At 52.4% G+C, this 20,702-nt stretch carries 16 protein-coding genes; 13 read left to right on the forward strand and 3 right to left on the reverse strand.

What is annotated here, in order from left to right; all coding sequences use genetic code 11:
• The first annotated feature begins 29 nt into the window (after positions 1–29).
• The 5 genes from FCL42_RS16280 (at position 30) to FCL42_RS16300 (ending at position 6,233) form a co-directional block, all read left to right on the forward strand.
• Positions 30–1,460, forward strand: a complete 1,431-nt coding sequence (locus FCL42_RS16280; protein WP_136864489.1) for an undecaprenyl-phosphate glucose phosphotransferase — start codon at positions 30–32, stop codon at positions 1,458–1,460.
• A gap of 9 nt (positions 1,461–1,469) precedes the next feature.
• Positions 1,470–2,660, forward strand: coding sequence for an outer membrane beta-barrel protein (locus FCL42_RS16285; RefSeq protein ID WP_169308424.1), 1,191 nt, complete (start codon positions 1,470–1,472; stop codon positions 2,658–2,660).
• Positions 2,617–3,174, forward strand: a complete 558-nt coding sequence (locus FCL42_RS16290; RefSeq protein ID WP_136864491.1) for a polysaccharide biosynthesis/export family protein — start codon at positions 2,617–2,619, stop codon at positions 3,172–3,174. The genes FCL42_RS16285 and FCL42_RS16290 overlap by 44 nt, the downstream gene beginning before the upstream one ends.
• A gap of 108 nt (positions 3,175–3,282) precedes the next feature.
• Positions 3,283–5,511, forward strand: coding sequence for a GumC family protein (locus FCL42_RS16295; protein WP_136864492.1), 2,229 nt, complete (start codon positions 3,283–3,285; stop codon positions 5,509–5,511).
• Positions 5,508–6,233, forward strand: coding sequence for a tyrosine-protein phosphatase (locus FCL42_RS16300; RefSeq protein ID WP_136864493.1), 726 nt, complete (start codon positions 5,508–5,510; stop codon positions 6,231–6,233). Before FCL42_RS16295 ends, FCL42_RS16300 begins: the two co-directional genes overlap by 4 nt.
• A 39-nt stretch (positions 6,234–6,272) precedes the next feature.
• On the opposite strand, the gene FCL42_RS16305 is transcribed toward FCL42_RS16300, so the two are convergent.
• Positions 6,273–8,087: a M2 family metallopeptidase gene (locus tag FCL42_RS16305; protein ID WP_136864494.1), complete on the reverse strand. Its 1,815-nt coding sequence runs from the start codon at positions 8,085–8,087 to the stop codon at positions 6,273–6,275.
• Positions 8,088–8,332: 245 nt separating this feature from the next.
• Here FCL42_RS16305 and FCL42_RS16310 point away from each other — a divergent pair, with 245 nt between their 5' ends.
• The 3 genes from FCL42_RS16310 to FCL42_RS16320 all read left to right on the forward strand — a co-directional run bounded on the left by FCL42_RS16310 (position 8,333) and on the right by FCL42_RS16320 (position 11,915).
• Positions 8,333–8,998, forward strand: a complete 666-nt coding sequence (locus FCL42_RS16310; RefSeq protein ID WP_136864495.1) for a TetR/AcrR family transcriptional regulator — start codon at positions 8,333–8,335, stop codon at positions 8,996–8,998.
• Positions 8,995–11,268, forward strand: a complete 2,274-nt coding sequence (locus FCL42_RS16315; protein WP_136864496.1) for an acyl-CoA dehydrogenase — start codon at positions 8,995–8,997, stop codon at positions 11,266–11,268. Before FCL42_RS16310 ends, FCL42_RS16315 begins: the two co-directional genes overlap by 4 nt.
• A gap of 194 nt (positions 11,269–11,462) precedes the next feature.
• Entirely contained in the window at positions 11,463–11,915 is a 453-nt protein-coding gene (locus tag FCL42_RS16320) for a hypothetical protein (protein ID WP_136864497.1), read from the forward strand.
• A gap of 235 nt (positions 11,916–12,150) precedes the next feature.
• Here the strand turns inward: FCL42_RS16320 and pyk are convergent, their stop codons facing one another.
• Together pyk and FCL42_RS16330 are read right to left on the reverse strand one after the other, a co-directional pair.
• Entirely contained in the window at positions 12,151–13,587 is a 1,437-nt protein-coding gene (pyk, locus tag FCL42_RS16325) for a pyruvate kinase (protein WP_136864498.1), read from the reverse strand.
• Positions 13,588–13,836: 249 nt separating this feature from the next.
• On the reverse strand, positions 13,837–14,691 hold the full coding sequence (locus FCL42_RS16330) for a MurR/RpiR family transcriptional regulator (protein WP_136864499.1): 855 nt from the start codon (positions 14,689–14,691) through the stop codon (positions 13,837–13,839).
• Between the two features lie 259 nt (positions 14,692–14,950).
• Between FCL42_RS16330 and zwf the strand changes: the two genes are divergently transcribed.
• From zwf to FCL42_RS16355, 5 genes are all read left to right on the forward strand, one after another.
• Positions 14,951–16,429, forward strand: a complete 1,479-nt coding sequence (gene zwf, locus FCL42_RS16335; protein ID WP_136864500.1) for a glucose-6-phosphate dehydrogenase — start codon at positions 14,951–14,953, stop codon at positions 16,427–16,429.
• A gap of 1 nt (position 16,430) precedes the next feature.
• Positions 16,431–17,135, forward strand: coding sequence for a 6-phosphogluconolactonase (pgl, locus tag FCL42_RS16340; protein ID WP_136864501.1), 705 nt, complete (start codon positions 16,431–16,433; stop codon positions 17,133–17,135).
• Positions 17,132–18,946, forward strand: coding sequence for a phosphogluconate dehydratase (gene edd, locus FCL42_RS16345; protein ID WP_136864502.1), 1,815 nt, complete (start codon positions 17,132–17,134; stop codon positions 18,944–18,946). Before pgl ends, edd begins: the two co-directional genes overlap by 4 nt.
• A gap of 13 nt (positions 18,947–18,959) precedes the next feature.
• Positions 18,960–19,601, forward strand: a complete 642-nt coding sequence (locus tag FCL42_RS16350; protein WP_136864503.1) for a bifunctional 4-hydroxy-2-oxoglutarate aldolase/2-dehydro-3-deoxy-phosphogluconate aldolase — start codon at positions 18,960–18,962, stop codon at positions 19,599–19,601.
• A gap of 116 nt (positions 19,602–19,717) precedes the next feature.
• On the forward strand, positions 19,718–20,650 hold the full coding sequence (locus FCL42_RS16355; protein ID WP_136864504.1) for a hypothetical protein: 933 nt from the start codon (positions 19,718–19,720) through the stop codon (positions 20,648–20,650).
• Positions 20,651–20,702 lie beyond the last annotated feature (52 nt).

Consider the following 20,702-nt stretch of genomic DNA (forward strand, 5'->3'; position numbering starts at 1 on the left):
TGATACTGTATTTGGGGCGGGGATAAATTATGTCCGATAGCATTAATTCAGGTCGTAACCATCAGAGCGCCGTTCATCCTCAATCTCACGGCTTTGCTCTGCTGTTTCGGTTGGCAGATATCTGCATCGTTCACCTCGGATTTCAATTGGCGCTCAAGCTCGCCGGTGCGCAGATAGCAGCCCATGAGATGCTGGTCACCATCATGGGCATCGCGGGTTACCTCTTTTTTGCCGAATCGTTGGCGCTTTATCGCTCATGGCGTTCCACTCGATTTAAGGAACTGATTACCACCAATATTGCGGCATGGCTGCTGACCATTGTGTGGTTGATGGTGTGTGCCTCTGTGGTACCAGAACGAGTGCCATTGACTGAGTCAATTTTGGTTTATTGGTTGTTTGTGGGGGCGGCCATGTTGGTGCTGCTGCGCTTGTTTAGCCGACAGGCGATCTTTTCGCTGCGCCGCCGCGGCTTTAATGTGCAGACCGCCGCCATTCTTGGCATCACTCGCTCCGGAATCGCGCTAGCTAAGAACTTGGAAGAGAACCCACAATTAGGAATTCGCTTAGTGGGCTTTTTTGATGATCGCGCCCCAGAACGAATCGAGGTGGAGGATGAGCAGGGCAAGGCGCTATTGGGCAATGTTGATTATGCGATCAAACTTGCCAAAAGCGGTGCTTTGGATGTGCTGTATATCGCCATGCCAATGCGAGCGGAAAAGCGCATCAATGAGATCTTAATCGACTGCAGTGACAGCACTGCAGCCATCCACATCCTTCCTGATTTCTTTATCTATAACCTGCTGCACGCGAGATGGCATGAAGTGGGCGAAATTCAAACTCTGAGTGTTTACGACTTTCCCTTAGATGGCCTATCCAGCTGGTTAAAGCGGGTGGAGGATATCGCCCTGTCTTGTGCGATCCTGACCTTAGTGTCGATACCTATGTTATTGATATCAATTGGTATTAAGCTAACTTCGCCGGGACCGGTGCTGTTTAAGCAATATCGTTATGGCCTTGATGGTCGCAAGATCATGGTCTGGAAGTTTCGCACCATGAATACCATGGAGAATGGCACCAAAGTCGTGCAAGCGACCAAAGATGATCCACGGGTGACTCGATTTGGTGCTTTACTTAGAAAGACCTCGTTGGACGAGTTACCTCAGTTTTTTAATGTCTTACAGGGTCAAATGTCCGTTGTTGGCCCCAGACCTCATGCGGTTGCTCACAACGAAGAGTACCGGAGTTTAATTAACGGCTACATGTTACGTCACTACATGAAACCGGGGATTACGGGTTGGGCGCAGGTAAATGGTTGGCGAGGGGAAACGGACACACTGGAAAAGATGGAGAAGCGCTTGGAGTTTGATCTGGCCTACATTCGAAATTGGTCGGTTTGGCTGGATCTGCGCATTGTCTTTAAAACAATTCGCCAAGGGTTTACCGGAGCGAATGCTTACTAAGGAATGGGTATGATGAAACCACGTTATGGGATTTTCGTTGTTGCAATGTCGTGGCCAGCTTTCGCAACCATCGACGTGTACAAGCCGGCGAACATGGAGCTGGGGACCGGTTGGAAATTGACACCGCAACTTCGGGCCGCAGTAGGGTTTGATGATAACACTGCTCACACCAACAGCGATGAAACTGACAGCTGGTTTTTGGAGCTGGCGCCTGAGTTTTTGCTGCATGCGGGAAATGAGGTGACCAGCTATAAAATTGGCTACCTGCTCACCGATGGCAACTACTTCTCCAGCAGTGAAGATGATTACACCGACCATCGATTTAAGGTGGATCTTAGCCACGACTTTACCCGCCGCCATCGCCTGGATTTTAACTACACCTATCGCCGAGATCACGAAGCTCGCGGTAAAGGCATTACCGAGGGCAATGGCAACAACGTCAATGAAGTCGCCGAGTTTGATGTGCAGGATGTTTCCGCCACCTATGGTTTTGGTATTCCTACGGCCAAACTCAATGCGGATTTTATGTTGGGGTATTACCAGAAGGATTACACCAATTTTGAGCCCATTTCCGATTTTCGTGACTACGATGCGGTGTTAGGTTCGATCACCGGATATTGGCGATTGTCGCAAAAGACCTCCATTGTGCTGCAGTGGTTAGGGGAGGATAAAACTTACGACCGCAGTGATGCGACCGGCAGCCGTGACAGCTTTACTCAAACCTTACTTGGCGGTGTGAAATGGGAGGCCACCTCGAACACCATTGGGGAGGTCAAAGTCGGTTATGAAAATCGCGATTTTGACGACGGTGACCGTGAAGACTTTGATGGTCTCGCTTGGGAGGCCAGAGTGGTATGGAAGCCTCGCAGTTATTCGACGTTTGAGTTCACCACGGGTAACCAAGCCAAAGACCCAGATACCTTCGGTGATTATGTGGAAGAGCAAAGTTATCAGCTGAACTGGCATCATAAGTGGCGTGAGCGCATGGCCACCAACTTTGACCTTCAATATCTGGATGAGAGCTATACCGGTATTGATCGCGATGACGAGGAGTGGACCATGCGAGTCGGCCTTGAGTACGCCTGGCGTCGCTGGTTAGTGACTGAATTCAGCTACGCCTACTCCGACCACAGTTCTGATCTGCAGCAGGTGGAATATGACAAGAGTGTTTGGCTTCTGTCGACTCGAATTGCGCTGTAGCGGCGTGGTGCTGGCGCTGTTGCTGAGTGTGTTCTCAGCAGCGGTGTCTGCCAGCTCAGACTACGCCCTGAGCTCGGGCGATACCATCTCAATCCATGTGTATGGGGAAGAGGATCTGACGCTGGAAACGCGATTGGGGGAATCCGGCGTTATCAATTACCCCTATCTGGGCAGCATCAAAATAAAGGGGTTAACGGTAAGCCAGTTAGAGCAGCGGCTGATCGGTGGCCTCAAAGGGGATTACCTCATCAACCCCAGCGTGCATGTGAGCATTCTCGAGTATCGACCTTTCTATATTTATGGCGAAGTGAAAAACCCCGGAGGCTACCCCTATCAGCCGGGGTTAACCTTAGAGCGTGCCGTGGCGTTAGCGGGCGGTCTCACTGAGCGAGCTTCTCAAGACAAGATGACGGTGACGCGGATGGCTGGCGGTCGTGAAAGTAAATTCAAAGCCAACATGTCCACCAGCATCAAACCGGATGACTCAATCTTGATAAAGGACAGTTTCTTTTAGGGCAAGTTTAGCTTTGATGGCATGAAATCACCTTCGAGTCAGGCGCGTCGTTGGCGGGCTTGGTCTTTGCGTTGGTCATTCTACGCCCAATTTGATTAGGAACTTAGGATGTCAAACATGGCGATATCGGTGGAGAAGGAACTGTTCTCCAAAGAGAAAGACATTGACCTTACCCAATACTTCGCTGTGTTGTGGCGCTACAAGTGGCCGATCATCTTTTTCACCGGTCTGGTCAGTGCGCTGGTGGTCATGGTGCTGCTGCAGATGACGCCGTTTTACAAAGCCAAGGCGCGCCTGCTGATTGAGTCGGAACAAGCGAAAGCGGTCTCATTTGATGACGTTTATGGCTTGGACTCCTCCCGAAAAGAGTACCTGCAGACCCAGTTTGAGATCATCAAGTCCAGAAAGCTGGCTGAGCGAGTCATCGAGCGGTTGGACCTGCAGTTTCATCCTGAGTTTGCTACCGATAAACCGCCGCTGTGGCAACGGGTGCTATCTCCTGTTTTACCTGAAGACACCGCCGCATTTGAGGCATCGGTCAAGCCCTACCTAGATTGGGTTCCCGGCTTATTTAGTGATGACGGCGAAGGGAAAAATCTGGAGTTTAAAAAGCAGATGTTGCTGGAAACCTTTAAGCAGCGCCTGACGGTATCGCCGGTGGTGAATACCCAACTGGTTGATATCGGTTTTTATGCCAATGACCCTAAATTTGCCGCCCTGGTGGCCAATACCATGGGCGAGATCTACATCGAGAATCATCTGGATGCCAAGCTGGCGGTGACCCGTAAAGCCTCGGAATGGCTCAGCGCGCGTCTGGATGAGTTGCTGGTCAGTTTGCGCTTGTCTGAGGAACGTTTGCAAAACTTCAGAGAACGAGAGGGTCTGCTTGAGATTGACGGCAGTCTGGGGCTGGCCAGTGTGGAGATGAATGAGCTGACGGCGCAGTTGTCTTTGGCCAGACAGCGCCGTGATGAGGCGCGCTCGCTGCTGAACGTGGTGCGCCAGAAGGGCACCAGCAACATCGACAGTTTAGATGGGCTGGCGGAGATCAGCGGCCACCGAGTCATTCAAGAAGTAAAAAAGGCCGAGGTGGCCGCCGCCAGTAACGTTGCGGAGCTGTCTAAGCGTTATGGCCCTAAACACAACAAGATGATTGCGGCCAAGGCGCAATTGGCTGAGGTGCGCGCCAACATGCGCACTCAGGTACGCAAACTGGTAACTGGCATCGAGCAGGACTACAACTCCATCAACGCCAATGTCGCTGGCCTTGAGCGGCAGATGAATCAACTCAAAGATAAGTATCAGGACCAAAACCGCGTTGAGGTGGAGTATCGAGAGCTCCAGCGAGAGGTGGAGTCCAACCGCCGAATCTACGAAACCTTCTTAAATCGCATGAAGGAAACCGGAGCGGTGGCCGATTTTGACGCGGCCCATGCCCGCTTCACCGATAATGCTGAGCCCCCACTGTATCCTGCTAAGCCTAAGAAGAAGCTAATTGCCATCGCGGCGGTGTTTCTCTCATTTCTGTTTGCTTGCGTGGTGGCCCTGATTCACAGTGCCTTGACCGACACCATCACCGATGGCAATCAGGTTGAAAGCAAATTGGCGGCTAAGTTACTCGGCGTGATTCCGCTGCAGAAAACCAAAGGCCGTTTGGATTATAAGACCTTCTTCTCTAAGCAGGCTTCAGGGTTTGCAGAAGCTTGGCGAACCGTGCGAACCGGATACCTGCTGAGTCATTTGGAAGACAGCGGCAACAGCTTATGCGTGACCTCAACCGCCCCAGGCGAGGGCAAATCCACCGCCTCGTTTAATTTGTCGTTAGCGATGTCTCAGCTTGAGCGAGTGATCCTAATCGAAGCGGATCTGCGAAAGCCGGTAATGGGCAAGATGTTGGGGCTTCCCGCCTACAAACCCGGGCTGTCGAACATGTTGACGGGGACCCATAAATTGGAAGACTGCGTTTATCGTGTTCCGGACTCTCAGCTGGATGTGATGGTGGCTGGCGCCATGGTAAGCACGCCATTAGAGCTTATCGCATCCACTGCATTTACCCATTTGGTTGAACAACTTAAGGGCCGCTATGATCGAGTGGTGATCGATACCGCTCCGGTGGATGTGGTCAGTGATGCCTTAGTGATCTCCCGCTGTGTGGATTCCACGGTGTACGTGGTTAAAAGCAATAAGGTGCGCAGCGAGCTCATTAAGCGCTCCATCGCTCGGTTGTTTGCGGCACAGGTTCGTGTCGATGGAGTGATCTTAAATGGCGTCCCCAAAGAGCTCACTAACTACAAGCGTTATCAGAGTTACTACGGTACGGGCACGGAGAAAGCATGATCGATCTTCATAGCCACATGTTGCCAGAGGTGGATGACGGAGCTCGAACCCTTGAGGAAGCCCTTGAAATGGCGGGAATGGCGGTGGCCTGTGGCATCACTCATATGGTGTTAACCCCGCACATTAATCTGCGCCACTACCCCAATAGCCTCGAATCTCTCACCCCAGTGTTTGAGGCCTTTCAGGCTGCCGTTAAGTCGAGAGCGTTGCCCCTACAGTTGGCGCTAGGGGCTGAAGTGCGCATCGCTCCGGAGCTGCTGATGGGCACAGCGTGGCAAAAACTGCCCACTATAGGTCAGTTAAACGGTAAGCCAGTGCTGTTATTGGAGATGCCCTACAGTCAGGTGCCAGCGGGTACGATTGAGCTGATTCGGTGGCTGACTCAGCAGCAGGTTCAACCGGTCATTGCGCATCCTGAGCGCAATCGCGAAGTGATGGCGCACCTGAGTTTGGCGCAGGATCTAAAGCACGCGGGGGCACTGCTTCAGGGCACCGTCGGCGCATTTACCGGTGACTTTGGTGAGGGAGCAAAGGCGGCGGCAACGCAATTGATGCAAGGGGGATTGTTTGATTATCTGGCCAGCGACAGCCATCGACAGGATAAGCGCAGTCCGCAATTGAGTACGGTGTTGGCCGAGCTTAATCGAGCTTGGGGTGAGGAGCGCATGCTCGCGCTTACTGAAACTCTACCTTGGCAGATTGCCCAGTCAAAGTTTGCCTAACCGGCTACTGCCTAGAGGGAGTAGCCGGTCAGTGTCAGGTTACCAGCCGCACTGGCGGTTGGCGCTGCTGTTTTGCTCGTCTAGCCAGGTTTGCAGCGGTGCAAAGTAGTCCAGCAGTGGCTGGCCACTCATCTGCTTGGTGCCGGTGACCATCGCCAACGCTTCAGGCCAAGGTTTGGAAGCGCCAGCTTCCAGCATGCTTGCCAATTGTTGACCGGCCTTTTCATTGCCATAGATGGTGCAGCGATGGATATCCCCTTCGAAGCCCGCAGTTTCACACAACGCTTGATGGAACTGGAACTGGAGAATGTGCGCTAGGAAGTAGCGGGTATATGGCACACTTGCTGGAACGTGGTACTTGGCTCCCGGATCAAAATCCTCTTCGCTACGGGCAACCGGAGAGGTGATGCCTTGATACTTTGCTCGCATCTCCCACCAGGCTTGGTTGTAGTTCTCAGGGGTGATCTCACCGCTGTAGACCTTCCAGCGCCACTGATCGATCATCAAACCAAAGGGCAAGAACGCGACCTTGTCCAGGGCTTGGCGCAGTAGTAGGCCGATGTCGCTCTCTTTACTTGGCAGATCCTCAAGCAGGCCAATCTGCTGCAGGTACTCAGGGGTAATAGACAGGGCGATGGTATCACCGATGGCTTCGTGGAAGCCGTCATTGGCGCTGTCTTTAAACAGGAATGGCTGGTGTTTGTACGCACGCTGGTAGATGTTATGGCCCAGTTCATGGTGAATGACCACAAAGTCCTCAGCGTTCTTCTGGATGCACATCTTGATGCGGATGTCGTCTTCGTTATCCAGATCCCAAGCACTGGCGTGACACACCACGTCGCGGTCTTTAGGTTCGATAAACAGTGAACGATCCCAGAAGGTTTGTGGCAAAGGCTCAAAGCCTAGCGAGGTAAAGAAGCTTTCCGCTTGCTCTACCATTTTGATCTCGTCGTAGTTGTGCTCAGCCAAAATTTTAGTTAAGTCATAACTTGGCGCGCTGCCCTCAGGAGCCACCAAGTCGTAGACGTTACCCCATTGCTGTGACCACAGATTGCCCAGCAGGTGAGCTGGAATCATGCCGTCTTGAGGGATGACGTCGGTGCCATACTGTTCACCCAATTCGCCGCGAACATAGCAATGCAGTGCGTCATACAAGGGTTTTACTTCACCCCATAAGCGATCCAGCTCTTTAGGAAACTCCGGTGCAGGCATGTCGTACTTGGACTGCCACAACTCGCTGACGTTGGCGTAGCCCAACTCTTTTGCCCCTTCGTTGGCTAACTCGACTTGGCGAGTAAACAGCGGACGCATCGGTTTGCTGATCTCGCGCCACCCTTGCCATACCTCAAGCAGTTCGTCGGCATTGGTGGAGGTGGACATCAGGCTGGAGATCTCCGGTTGGCTCAGGCAACGACCATCACTAAAGCAGTAACGCCCCTTTCCGTACATGCCGTTCAGCTCTGAGTTGATTTGCGCTAGCTCACTGCTTTTCTCCGCGTTTTGGGGAGCGGGCAGGGTGATGGTGCGCCCCAGAATCTCCAATTTGCGTTTATCAGTGTCGTTAAGGCTGCTTGCATCGACATTGGCGGCTTCACTGGCGTATTTCACCGCTTTGTCATTGAAAACCTGCTCAGCCTCTGAAGCGAGTGCGGCGGTATCTTCGGTGATGAAGTTGCTGTAGATCCAGGCGGCGCGGCCTGCGCGCTCAATCTCTTGAGCCAGATCGGCTTCGGCAGCAGCCACAAATTCAGCGCTGGTGGGCTTGGTGGTTTCGGTCTGCGGGGCCGGCGAACAGGCCAACAGAATTGGGGTGGTTAATAGCGGAGCTAAGACACTGGGCTTAGTGAGTTTCATCGCATCGTCCTTTGCGGATCATTATAAAGTGCCAATGTTAAGCTGTTGTAATGAAACAGGGAAGGGGGAATTTTGACGCCAAATACTCATAAAGAGGTAGTATGAGTTGAGAACAAACTTCAAAACCTCGGCGGTTAAGTTACTGGCGTACCCAGAAAAATTAAACATTGGCCTCGATCACGCTTTGACAAAAATCAGCGTCGCGAGTAAGTTAAAACAAGTGTTTTAATCGGAAAGGCGCAAGTATGTCTAACAAGCAAGGGACAAAATCCCGCATTTTGGATGCCGCGGAGCGTCTATTTGCAGAACGAGGATTTGCAGACACATCATTGCGCCTCATTACCAGTAAGGCGGAAGTGAATCTGGCTTCAGTCAATTACCACTTTGGCTCGAAGAAGGAACTGATCCAAGCAGTATTGGCGCGTTATCTGGATACCTTTATGCCAGCCTCTGCGGTGGAATTGAAACGGTTGCAAGGTCGGGACAATCTGACGGTGAATGAGATCTTCGAAAGCTTGGTGCAGCCATTGCTGTCGTTAGACTCCGTGCGCCCGAAAGGGTCAAGCATCTTTCTGCAGTTGCTGGGGCGTGGTTATATTGAAAGCCAAGGTCACCTGCGTTGGTTTGTGACTACCCATTATGGCCAGCCTCTGGAGCTTATCGTGGCGTTGATTCACCAAGTGGATAACGACATCGATGCTGCGGAGCTGTTTTGGCGCTTGCACTTCACTCTAGGGACTGTGGTATTCACCATGGCGTCGTTTGAAGCGTTAAACGACATCGCCCATGCAGATTTTTCTCAAAATAACGATGTGGAGTCAGTGATCAAACGACTGATTCCCTATGTGGCCGCTGGCGTGGTTGCGCCAGCACCTAGGTGGTCAGGGAATAAGGTTAAGGAACTGTCATGACTCTCATACTGCTATTGATCATTGCCGTCATTGTGCTGTTTGGCATCACTGACGTGCGTCGACAGATTATCAGTAAGCCGATTTTTGGCTTCTTTAAGAAAGTGCTGCCACCGCTGTCACAAACAGAGCGGGAAGCGATGGAAGCGGGTACCGTCTGGTGGGACGGCGAGCTGTTTTCAGGAAAGCCGGATTGGCAGCAGTTGCACAACATGCCTCAAGGCCAGTTGAGCGATGCCGAGAAAGCCTTTATCGACAATCAGGTCGACACCTTGCTGCGCATGTTGGACGACCATGCGACGGTAGAGAACAAAGACTTGGCTCCTGAGGTGTGGGATTATCTGAAGAAGGAGCGCTTCTTCTCAATGATCATCCCGAAAAGCTACGGTGGTCTTGAATTCTCGGCGTTGGGCGCGTCGACCATTGTGGCGCGCATCGCCAGTCGTTCGCTAACCGCAGCCATCACCGTTATGGTGCCAAACTCCTTAGGCCCCGGTGAGCTGCTGTCTCACTACGGTACCGAAGAGCAGAAGCAGCGCTGGTTACCTGGCCTTGCCGATGGGACCGAAGTTCCCTGTTTTGCGTTGACTGGGCCTGAAGCGGGCTCCGATGCCGGTGCCATTCCCGACAGTGGCGTGGTGTGCATGGGCGAATACGAAGGCGAACAGGTACTTGGCCTGAGGTTGAACTGGGAGAAGCGTTACATCACCCTTGCTCCTGTGGCGACCGTACTTGGATTGGCATTTAAGATGCGCGATCCCGATGGATTGCTAGGCGATAAGAAAGAGATTGGCATTACCTGTGCGCTGATCCCAGCTTCCCACCCTGGAGTGGAGCTTGGCAATCGCCATAACCCTTTGAATATGTCGTTTATGAACGGTACCACCCGCGGAAAGGACGTGTTTATTCCGCTGGACTGGATCATCGGTGGCCAAGATTACGCTGGCCGAGGTTGGCGTATGCTAGTTGAGTGTTTGTCAGCAGGTCGAGGCATCTCTCTGCCGGCACTGGCAACCTCTGCAGGCCATGTGGCCACGCGAACCACCTCTGCGTATTGTGGCGTGCGTCAACAGTTTGGTGTCAACATTGGTCAGTTTGAAGGGGTGCAGGAAGCGCTGGCGCGCATTACTGCAAACACCTACTTATTGGAAGCGGCGCGTAAATTCACCGTCGGCGCCATCGATATGAAGCAGAAGCCATCGGTGGTAACCGCCATCGCTAAGTATCACATGACTGAAATTGGCCGTCAGATCATTAACGACGCCATGGACATTCATGGGGGCAAAGGCATTCAGTTGGGGCCAAAGAACTACTTGGGCAACCAATACATGGCGCAGCCGGTCTCCATCACGGTGGAAGGGGCCAACATCTTAACTCGAAATCTGATGATCTTTGGCCAAGGTGCTACCCGTTGTCACCCTTATGTGCTTTCAGAGATGGAAGCGGTGGCGATGGAAGACAGCGACAAGGCGCTTAAGGTGTTTGATGGCCTGCTGTTCTCCCATATGTTGTATGGCGCCAGAAATGCAGGCGTGTCCTTGCTCAGCGCACTGACAGGCTCTCGCATCCAAAGCACGCCGGTTGCCGGTGAGACGGGGCGTCACTACCGCAATCTGAGCCGCTTGAGTGCCAACTTGGCGCTGATGTCGGATCTGGCCATGGCCACCTTAGGTGGCAGTTTGAAACAGAAAGAGATGATCTCCGCTCGCCTTGGCGATGTGCTCAGTCAACTGTATTTGGCGTCTGCCGTGCTGCGTCACTTTGAGGCCGAAGGACGTCAGCAGGGCGACCTGCCATTGGTGCACTACAGCGTCGAAAAGTGCTGCTATGAAGCGGCAAATGCTTTGGAAGAGGTGATTCGAAACTTCCCATCTCGTCCTATGGCGTGGCTGGCGAAACTGCTTATCTTCCCCGTTGGCAACCATTTCTGCATGCCGAAAGACGCATTGGCTCAAGCGGTGTGCCAGACAGTTGCTAAGCCAAACGTGGTACGAGAGCGCATTACTCACCTGTGTGCGCTGCCGGAAGGCCATGAAGATGGTATCTCTGAGGTGGAGTCGGCGTTTGTGGCCTTAAGTGAGATGCAGCCTGTGATCGCGCTGATTAAAAAGGCGATGAAGAAAGGCAAGCTGCCTAAGCAGGCAATCACGCCAGAACTCATCGACCTTGCTGCCGATGAGGACGTGATAAGCTCTGCACAAGCCGAGCAATTACAGCGCGCTTGGAAGCTTCGTCTTACCGCCATTCACGTGGATGAGTTCGCCTCGTTGTAATTAAAAAGACCAGTTTAGAAGGCCAGCGTTTGCTGGCCTTTTTTATGCTGGTAAAACTCCTAGTGTTTCTACCTATTTAGGAGTGAATCTGGATCCAGATAACAAAATCGGAAACTTGATTGATCCTGATCACGGTATCGGTCACCTCTCTGTCGCATTCTTTCGGAGAGCTTAGATGCGAGAGGACTGCAAACATGGACCGATGGGCTTGGTTAGATCTCGATTCCCACCTAGTGGAGAAATCCGTCACAGAGAAAGTGCTGTATCGCCATTTTATCCCGATGTATCTGCACTATTTTGAGCGCTACATGAAGGCCAAACGAGGCAATGATCCTCAACAGGCCTTAAGTGCAGAAAAGGTGTTTCATACGATTCCGCTTGCCTTTATTGACGAGCTGCAAGCCAACCAGATGCAGCTGGACCACCCGCTATTACGGCATTACGACATCGATCTAGAAGATGAGTTGATGGCTGGTGAACTGGGAGATAATCTGCGGGCTCAGGAGAGCTATGAGACAGCGCGCGGTATCTTTAATGACTGCATCATCGGCTTGGATCCACAGCATCAACTGCATGCGGCGGAGCTAACTTGGTTCCAAGTGTTGCAACATAAAGCCAGTCAGTTAAGCCATCAATGGTTTCATTAGCTTTAGACAAACTAAAGCGAGCGGCCTTGTCCCCAATGATCTCCGCTTTGTGAGGTGGCCGAATTTTCTCAGCGTTGAGTGTGCCGTCGTTAACGTTGATGGACGGCTTAATGAGGCGAGGTGAAGGCAAGTGTTTCGGCTGTTTGGCTGTGAATGTTGTTTAGTCCATTCTGCCACGGCATAAAAAAGGGTTAGCCATTGGCTAACCCTTTATCGTTACAGGGAAATATAACGATTATTCAACCACTACAACCTTGGTAGTGTTGGTGCCACCGATGGTTTCCATCATGTCACCCTTAGTCACCAGAACCAGATCGCCGCTCTCTAGCAGGCCTGCATTCTTGATTTCAGAGATGGCAGCGCTAACTAGATGGCCAGGTTCGTGTTGAGTGGAGTCAAACTTCACTGGGTACACACCACGGTACAGAGCCATACGAGCCAGAGTGCCTTCGTGACGAGACAGGGCAATGATTGGCAGGCTTGAGGTGATGCGGCTCATGATCATTGGCGTGTTACCAGACTCGGTCAGGGCAACAATGGCTTTTACGCCTTCCAAGTGGTTTGCAGCATACATGGTCGCCAGAGCAACGGTCTCTTCAACGGTTTTGAAGCGCTCATCCAGACGGTGCTTAGATACCTTAACGCGTGGGTTCTTCTCAGCACCGATACACACACTTGCCATTGCGGCAACGGTCTCTTCTGGGAAGTCACCCGCAGCAGTTTCAGCAGACAGCATCACCGCGTCAGTACCATCAAGAACGGCGTTAGCTACGTCCATCACTTCAGCACGAGTTGGCATTGGGCTGGTGATCATGGACTCCATCATTTGAGTCGCAGTGATAACAACGCGGTTCAGTTGACGACAACGAGCAATCAGCTTCTTCTGCACGCCCATCAGCTCGGCATCGCCGATCTCAACGCCCAGATCACCACGAGCAACCATAACGGCGTCGGAGGCCAGAATTACGTCATCCATCGCTTCGTCAGTGGCAACGGCTTCTGCACGCTCAACTTTGGCAACGATGTGGGCGTTACAGCCAGCTTCACGAGCCAGTTCACGAGCGTAGTGCAGATCTTCACCGGTACGAGGGAAAGAAACCGCTAGGTAATCAACTTCGATCAAAGCCGCAGTTTTGATGTCTGCTTTATCTTTGTCGGTCAGCGCCGCAGCGGATAGACCACCGCCTTGCTTGTTGATGCCCTTGTTGTTGGACAGAGGACCAGCAACGGTAACGGAAGTGATTACCTTGTTGCCTTCTACTTTCTCTACACGCAGTTGTACGCGGCCGTCATCCAGAAGCAGGATGTCGCCGGTATCAACGTCTTGTGGCAGGTTTTTGTAGTCCAGACCAACTTGGTTTTCATCGCCTTCGCCTTTAGGCAGATCGCTGTCCAAGATGAAAGTGTGGCCCATAGGCAGCTGCACTTTGCCATCTTTGAAAGTAGACACACGAATTTTCGGGCCTTGCAGATCGCCAAGAATGGCCACGTGCTTACCGTGTTTAGCGGCAAGTTCACGCACTTCATTAGCACGCTTAACGTGATCTTCAGGGCTGCCGTGGGAGAAGTTCATTCGAACTACGTTAGCGCCGGCCTTGATGATCTTTTCAAGATTACCGTCGCGGTCGGTTGCTGGGCCAAGAGTAGTTACGATTTTGGTTCTTCTGAGCATAGGTGACTCCATACAGAATTCAGGCTCGAAATAAAAAATAAAAAAAAAATTTGGAACTTACCGTAGTCGATAAAAGTTCATTTTGAAAGAAACTTACACAAATTATAGGTGTAGGTTCAATACAAAAATGTGACCTAGTGCAAGGTCAAGACCCTAAAACTGCCAATATTGATGAAAAGTGTAGTCGCTATAAGAAAAAAAATGCCGCAGTTCTTGTTAAACTGCGGCACAGACTTTGAGGTGTGCGTGTTAAATGTGCGACGGTTTCTCGAAACGAGACTCTCGAATCGCTTCTTTTACCCGCTTCAGGCTGTCACGGAAGCGTGGTCCGCGGCGCAGCGTAAAGCCAGTTGCCAGCACATCGATTACGGTTAGGTGGGCCAGGCGCGACGCCATAGGGATAAACATGTCGGTGTCTTCAGGCACTTCTACGGTTATCGCTAAGGTGGCTTCTCGAGCCAGCGGGCTGTCTTTGGCGGTGATTGCGATGACCTGAGCGTTGTTATCCCGAGCCAGTTTAGCAACCTCTACCATGGCTTTGGTTCGCCCGGTGTGGGAGAACAGCACCAGTACCGAACCTGTGGTGGCGTTGATGCAGCTCATGCGCATCATCAACACGTCATCAAAACAGGTCACTGGTACGTTGAAGCGGAAGAATTTGTTCTGCGCATCGTGGGCAACGGAGGAGGAGGCCCCCAAGCCGAAGAAGGAGATGTGCTGAGCTTGAGTTAAGATATCAACAGCGCGATTGACCGCCATCGGATCCACGGACTGGCGTGCGGTGTCGAGCGCAGCCATAGAGGACTCAAATATCTTGTTGGTGTAGGAGTCTGGACCGTCGTCTTCATCGACGTGACGGGAGACGTAAGGCGTTCCATTTGCCAGACTTTGTGCTAGATGTAGCTTAAAATCTGGAAAGCCCTTAGTGTCTAAGCGGCGACAGAAGCGGTTTACCGTAGGTTCGCTGACGTCAGCCATTTTCGCGAGAGTCGCGATGCTGGCATGGATAGCGGTTTGGGGAGAGGTTAAGATGACTTCCGCTACTTTGCGCTCGGACTTACTGAAGTTGCTTAAATTTGATTGTATTTTTTCTAGTGTATTCATGCGATCTTTCGCCCAGTTTACCGAGAAGATGGCTGCAATATGGAGCCACTCACGTCCTATAATAAGGGTCAGTCGATGACGAAACTGAGCGGCTTGCGGCTAAACCGAATTATGCAGTTCTCAATAGTTTACAAACGAAGTTGTAAATTATCTAGCATTTCAGTGCACTCCGCCGTTGCAATCTCGAAAATTATTCTCTTTAATGTAGTAAATTTACAAAAACAATGCGATAGCATTAGTTGATGATAGGAGTTGGATAGTGACCCACTTTACCGGCTCGGTGGCAAAGCCGTGCGATTTCGTGCTCTTTGGTACCAGCGGCGATTTAGCTCGCCGTAAGCTGATCCCCTCTCTGTACCAGTTAGATAAAGCTGGCTTGTTGCATGACGGCACTCGCATTCTTGGGGTAGCTCGTCAGGAGATGAGTCAAGAGGAGTACCTGGAGGCCATCCGCGCTTCCCTAGGTCAATTCCTTAAAGAAGCCGTGGATGACGACGTTCTTCAGCGTCTGCTTAAGCGCTGTCACTATCTCTCCATGGATTTCACCCAGCCAGAAGGTTACCAACAGTTCCATGAACTGCGGCAATCCGCCCCAGACAATGTCATGGTGAACTATTTCGCGACTCCCCCTTCTATTTATGGCGCCATCTGCCGCTGTTTGCATTCCAGCTCTCTGATTACCTCCTCCACCCGTGTTGTTCTAGAAAAACCCATTGGTCATGACCTTGAGTCCTCCAAGGTGATCAACGATCAAGTGGCGGAGTTCTTCGAAGAGAATCAGATCTACCGTATTGACCACTACTTAGGTAAAGAAACCGTTCAGAACTTGGTGGCACTGCGTTTTGCCAACTCACTGTTTGCCTCGAAGTGGGACAACCGTACCATCGATCATGTGCAGATCACCGTGGCTGAAGAGGTGGGCATCGAAGGCCGCTGGAGCTATTTCGACCAAGCGGGCCAGATGCGAGACATGATCCAAAACCACCTGCTGCAGGTGTTGTCTTTGGTGGCCATGGACCCTCCGGTCAATCTGGATGCGGACTCCATTCGTGATGAGAAGGTGAAAGTCTTAAAGTCACTGCGTCCTATCAATGCTAACAACGTGTTCGATACCACCGTTCGCGGTCAGTACTCGGCCGGCTTCCTTAAAGGCCAGCCAGTCCCCGGTTACCTAGAAGAGGAGGGGGCAAACCTCAACTCAGACACGGAAACCTTTGCGGCGCTTCGAGTGGATATCGATAACTGGCGCTGGTCCGGCGTGCCGTTCTATCTGCGAACCGGTAAGCGGATGCCGTTTAAGTGCTCCGAAATTGTGGTGTACTTTAAGAACCCACCTCACAACCTGTATCGCGACAGTTATCGCCAACTGCCACCAAACAAGCTCACCATCCGTCTGCAGCCTCACGAAGGGGTTGAGATTCAGATGATGAACAAGGTACCAGGTCTGGATGAAACCCAGCGTCTGCAAACCACCAAGTTGGATCTGTCCTTCTCCGACACCTTCAAAGATCAGCGCGTTGCCGATGCATACGAACGACTGCTGTTAGAGTGCATGTTGGGTAACCAGTCGCTGTTTGTTCGTCGTGATGAAGTGGAGCAGGCGTGGACTTGGTGTGATTCAATTCTCCGTGCTTGGGGTGACTCACACGAGCTGCCAAAAGCTTACCCTGCAGGCACTTGGGGGCCGGTAGCCTCTGTAGCGCTGATCACCAAAGACGGCCGCTCTTGGGATGAGTAATATGATAAGCCTCCCCGTATTGAAAACCTTCGACACCGCGCCAGAGTTGGCTCAGGTGTTGGCGAAGAAGATTGCTGCCCAGCTGCAAGAGTCGGTAGACAAAAAGGGCAGCGCCTCATTGGTGCTCTCCGGTGGCAGTACGCCATTGAAGCTATTTGCGGCTCTATCAACGCAAGCGATTGACTGGCAAGAGGTGTTCGTCACCTTAGCGGATGAGCGCTGGGTATCCCCTGAACACGCAGACTCCAATGAACGCTTGGTTCGCGAGCATCTTCTGGTCAACCGCGCCGCATCGGCCAAGTTTCGCGGCCTGAAGAACATCCACTCCACGCCAGAGCAGGGTGTGCAGATGACTACCGAAGTGCTGTCGAATCTGCCACGACCTTTTGATGTGGTGATTCTTGGTATGGGTAACGACGGTCATACCGCATCGTTATTCCCCTGCTCTGAGCAATTGACCCAGGGGCTGGAAACCGAGGCGATGTGTCTTGCGGTGCACCCGACTACGGCACCTCATGGCCGATTGTCACTGTCGCTGTCCGCACTGCTTAACAGTCGCCAAATTTATCTGCACCTTCAGGGTGAGGCCAAGCAGCAAGTGCTGGAACAGGCACTAAGCTCAGACGATGTGATGGCGATGCCCATCCGCGCCGTGCTGAAGCAGCGCAACACGCCCGTTGATGTTTACTGGAGCAAAAATTCATGACCCACGCCACCATTACTGCGGTAACCGAGCGTATCGTCCAGCGCAGCCAAGCGCGCCGTCAGGCCTACTTGGCTCGTATGCTAAAACAGCAGGAGAAAGGGGTTCAGCGTGAAGCGCTCTCTTGCTCAAACCTTGCTCACGGCTTTGCGAGCTGTGGTAAGCAGGAAAAGGACACGCTGTCGCACTTTAATAAGTCCAATATCGCCATCACGACCGCCTACAACGACATGTTGTCGGCGCACCAGCCTTATGGTGTCTACCCTGACATCATCAAAGAAGCTTGCCGTGAGGTAGGCTCCGTGGCTCAGGTGGCGGGCGGCGTTCCAGCGATGTGTGATGGCGTGACCCAAGGTCAGCCGGGCATGGAGCTCAGCCTGATGTCTCGGGATGTGATCGCCATGGCCACCTCGGTTGGCTTATCCCACGCCATGTTTGATGGCTCATTGATGCTGGGGATCTGTGACAAGATTGTTCCCGGACTGCTGATGGGCGCCATGAGCTTTGGTTACCTGCCCACCCTGTTTGTGCCAGCCGGTCCTATGCCATCTGGCCTTCCAAATAAAGAGAAAGCCAAGGTTCGTCAGGAGTATGCTCAAGGTAAGGTCAGCGATGATGACCTGCTCAAAGCCGAGTCCGCGTCCTACCATAGCCCTGGTACTTGTACCTTTTACGGCACCGCCAACTCCAACCAGTTGGTTCTTGAGGCCATGGGTCTGCAACTGCCGGGCTCGTCGTTCGTGAATCCAACCAGTCCTCTGCGTCTGGCCCTGACTAAGCTGGCAAGCCAGCAGGTGTGCCGCATGGCTCAGCCGGGTGATGGCTTTACGCCACTGTATAAGATTGTGGATGAAAAGAGCGTGGTTAACGGCATCGTGGCACTGCTGGCTACCGGTGGCTCCACCAACTTAACCATGCACATTGTGGCTGCGGCTCGTGCTGCGGGCATCATCGTGGATTGGCAGGATTTCGCCGAGCTATCTGCGGTAACGCCACTGTTGGCTCGTGTTTATCCAAATGGACAGGCTGACATCAACCACTTCCACCAAGCCGGTGGCATGGCATTCCTGATTCGTGAGCTGCGCCGTGGTGGCCTGCTTCACGATGACGTGCATACTGCCGCGGGCTATGGTCTTGAGCGCTACACTGAAAAACCGGAACTGGTTGACGGTAAAGTGGTGTGGAACCCAATCCCTGAAGCCTCAGGAGATGACGAAATTCTGCGTCCTGTGGATCGCCCGTTCCTGCCAAATGGCGGCATGAACCTAGTGAAAGGCAATTTGGGACGAGCGGTGATCAAGACCTCTGCCGTTGCTGAAGAGCATCAGGTGATCGAAGCGCCGGCTAAGATCTTTGAGTCTCAAGCTGCGCTGACCAAGGCGTTCCAAGATGGCGAATTGAATCAAGATTTCGTTGCCATTGTGCGTTACCAAGGCCCTCAGGCCAACGGTATGCCTGAGCTGCACAAGCTGTTGCCACCACTGGGTGTGCTCCAAGACCAAGGTTTCAAAGTAGCGCTGGTTACCGACGGCCGTATGTCTGGCGCTTCCGGTAAAGTGCCGGCTGCCATTCACGTTAGCCCAGAAGCCCTTGATGGCGGATTGCTGGCTAAAGTGAAGGAGGGCGATCTGGTTCGTCTGGACGCCAAGACCGGTATCCTTGAGCTGCTGGTGGACGAAGTAGAAATCGAATCTCGCACTGTGCCTGAGAAGGATCTTCGTGATAACGACGAAGGCCTTGGTCGCGAACTGTTTAAGAATATGCGTAAGCTGCTGTCTAGCCCAGAAACGGGCGCATCGGCACTGTTAGATTAAGTCGAGGACTTATATGGAAAACTGGAACCTACAATCTGCCGATGTCTTCGCCACAAGCCCTGTGGTGCCGGTGATGGTGATTGAACAGCTTGATCAAGCGGTGCCGCTGGCGAAAGCGCTGGTGGCTGGTGGCATCCGAATTTTGGAAGTGACCTTACGTACCGAGTGTGCCCTTGAAGCGATTCGACTGATCCGCTCAGAGGTGCCGGAAGCCCTAGTGGGGGCAGGAACCGTTCTGAACCCGTTGCAGTTGCAACAGGTGACCGAAGCGGGTGCACAGTTTGCCATTAGCCCCGGAGTGACCAGTGCCCTACTGGAAGCAGGCGCTAAGGGCAGCATCCCACTGATCCCAGGTGTGGCATCGGTCTCCGACGCCATGAAAGCGATGGATTATGGCTACACCCACTTGAAGTTCTTCCCGGCAGAGGCCAGTGGCGGCGTAAAAGCGATCAAATCCCTAGGCGGCCCATTGACCAAGCTGACCTTCTGCCCAACCGGTGGTATCGGTTTAAACAACTGCAAAGACTACTTGGCTCTGAGCAACGTGGCCTGTGTTGGCGGCAGTTGGGTGGCACCTACCGAAGCGGTTCGTGACGGCGATTGGCAGCTTATCAGCGATCTTTCAGCGGAAGCATTGCGACACGTCTCTGTGTAGTTACACCCCCAAAACGATGAAAGCCGGCTGTGTTAGCCGGCTTTTTTGTATTTGCTATTCCACGTTGCAACTGATTATATAAGTAAATAAGTTTACATAATGACAGGGAATGCGTTATGACGTTAGAGAGCGGGATGAGCTTGGATTCGGTGCTGAGCCGAGTCGCCGCGGTGGTGCAGCAGCATAGCATTAAGTGCTATCTGGCCATGCCCAATCTTATCGATGAGCTGGCGCTTTCGAAGGAGGAGGTGGCTCAAATCGCGCAGTTGCTGAACTCTGAACCTATGGTGGCGACAGACACTCTCTATCAGGCAAAGCATCAGGTTGAGGTACTGCCAAGAAGGCGCCAGTTTATGCTAAACCGAGGGGTGTTTCCCTTTGTCTATTTCACCATGGCTCAATGGTTTGAAGAGCAGGGGGCAAAGGTGGTGTTTGCTCACTATCTGCAGCAGGCCAGTGAAGGCTTTGATGATTTAGGCCATCGCTGGACCATACTGTTTTCCTTTATCGAAGCTTGGCCCTTAATCGATAACGAACGGCAACGCTGCCGCTTTATCGAGCGCTTTACCGAGTTTACCGTCACCAGCTTTCATCTTCCTCAAGCCTCACCGGGGCCGCTGCCTAAAGCCCACGGGGAGACGCTGAGGTCTTCGAAATCGTTGCCCGTAATGATTGACTCGATCATTGAGCACCCGGGCTTTTTCGGCCATCACTGGATCACCTTAAATGGCCTGCTGACTCACCGACAAACTCTGGGGGAGGTGAGGTTTATTAAGGCGGTCACCGAGGTCTACCTTCAAGGTTATCGTCTGTCCGAAGACCCTGATGATCATCCGGAAGTTCCTTGGCATCAGCAAGTCGAAGGGGGGCTGAAGCACCAGTGCCGAAAATTACTTTTGGAAAGTGACATTAACCTTCACCAAATCACCTTAGCCAATGCGGCTTTGCGTCTTCACCGGCATGCGCTGTTAAGTGACAAACAAAGGCAAAAATTGGTCATGGGGGTGGCGTTTTTTGTGGAAGACATTACGCGTTTTGGCAACTCGTAGTGGCAGAATTAATGATCGCCATCTAGGGTTTAAGACCAACAGCAAAATTTTT

Source organism: Ferrimonas aestuarii (genome assembly GCF_005116665.1).
Taxonomy (GTDB): domain Bacteria; phylum Pseudomonadota; class Gammaproteobacteria; order Enterobacterales; family Shewanellaceae; genus Ferrimonas; species Ferrimonas aestuarii.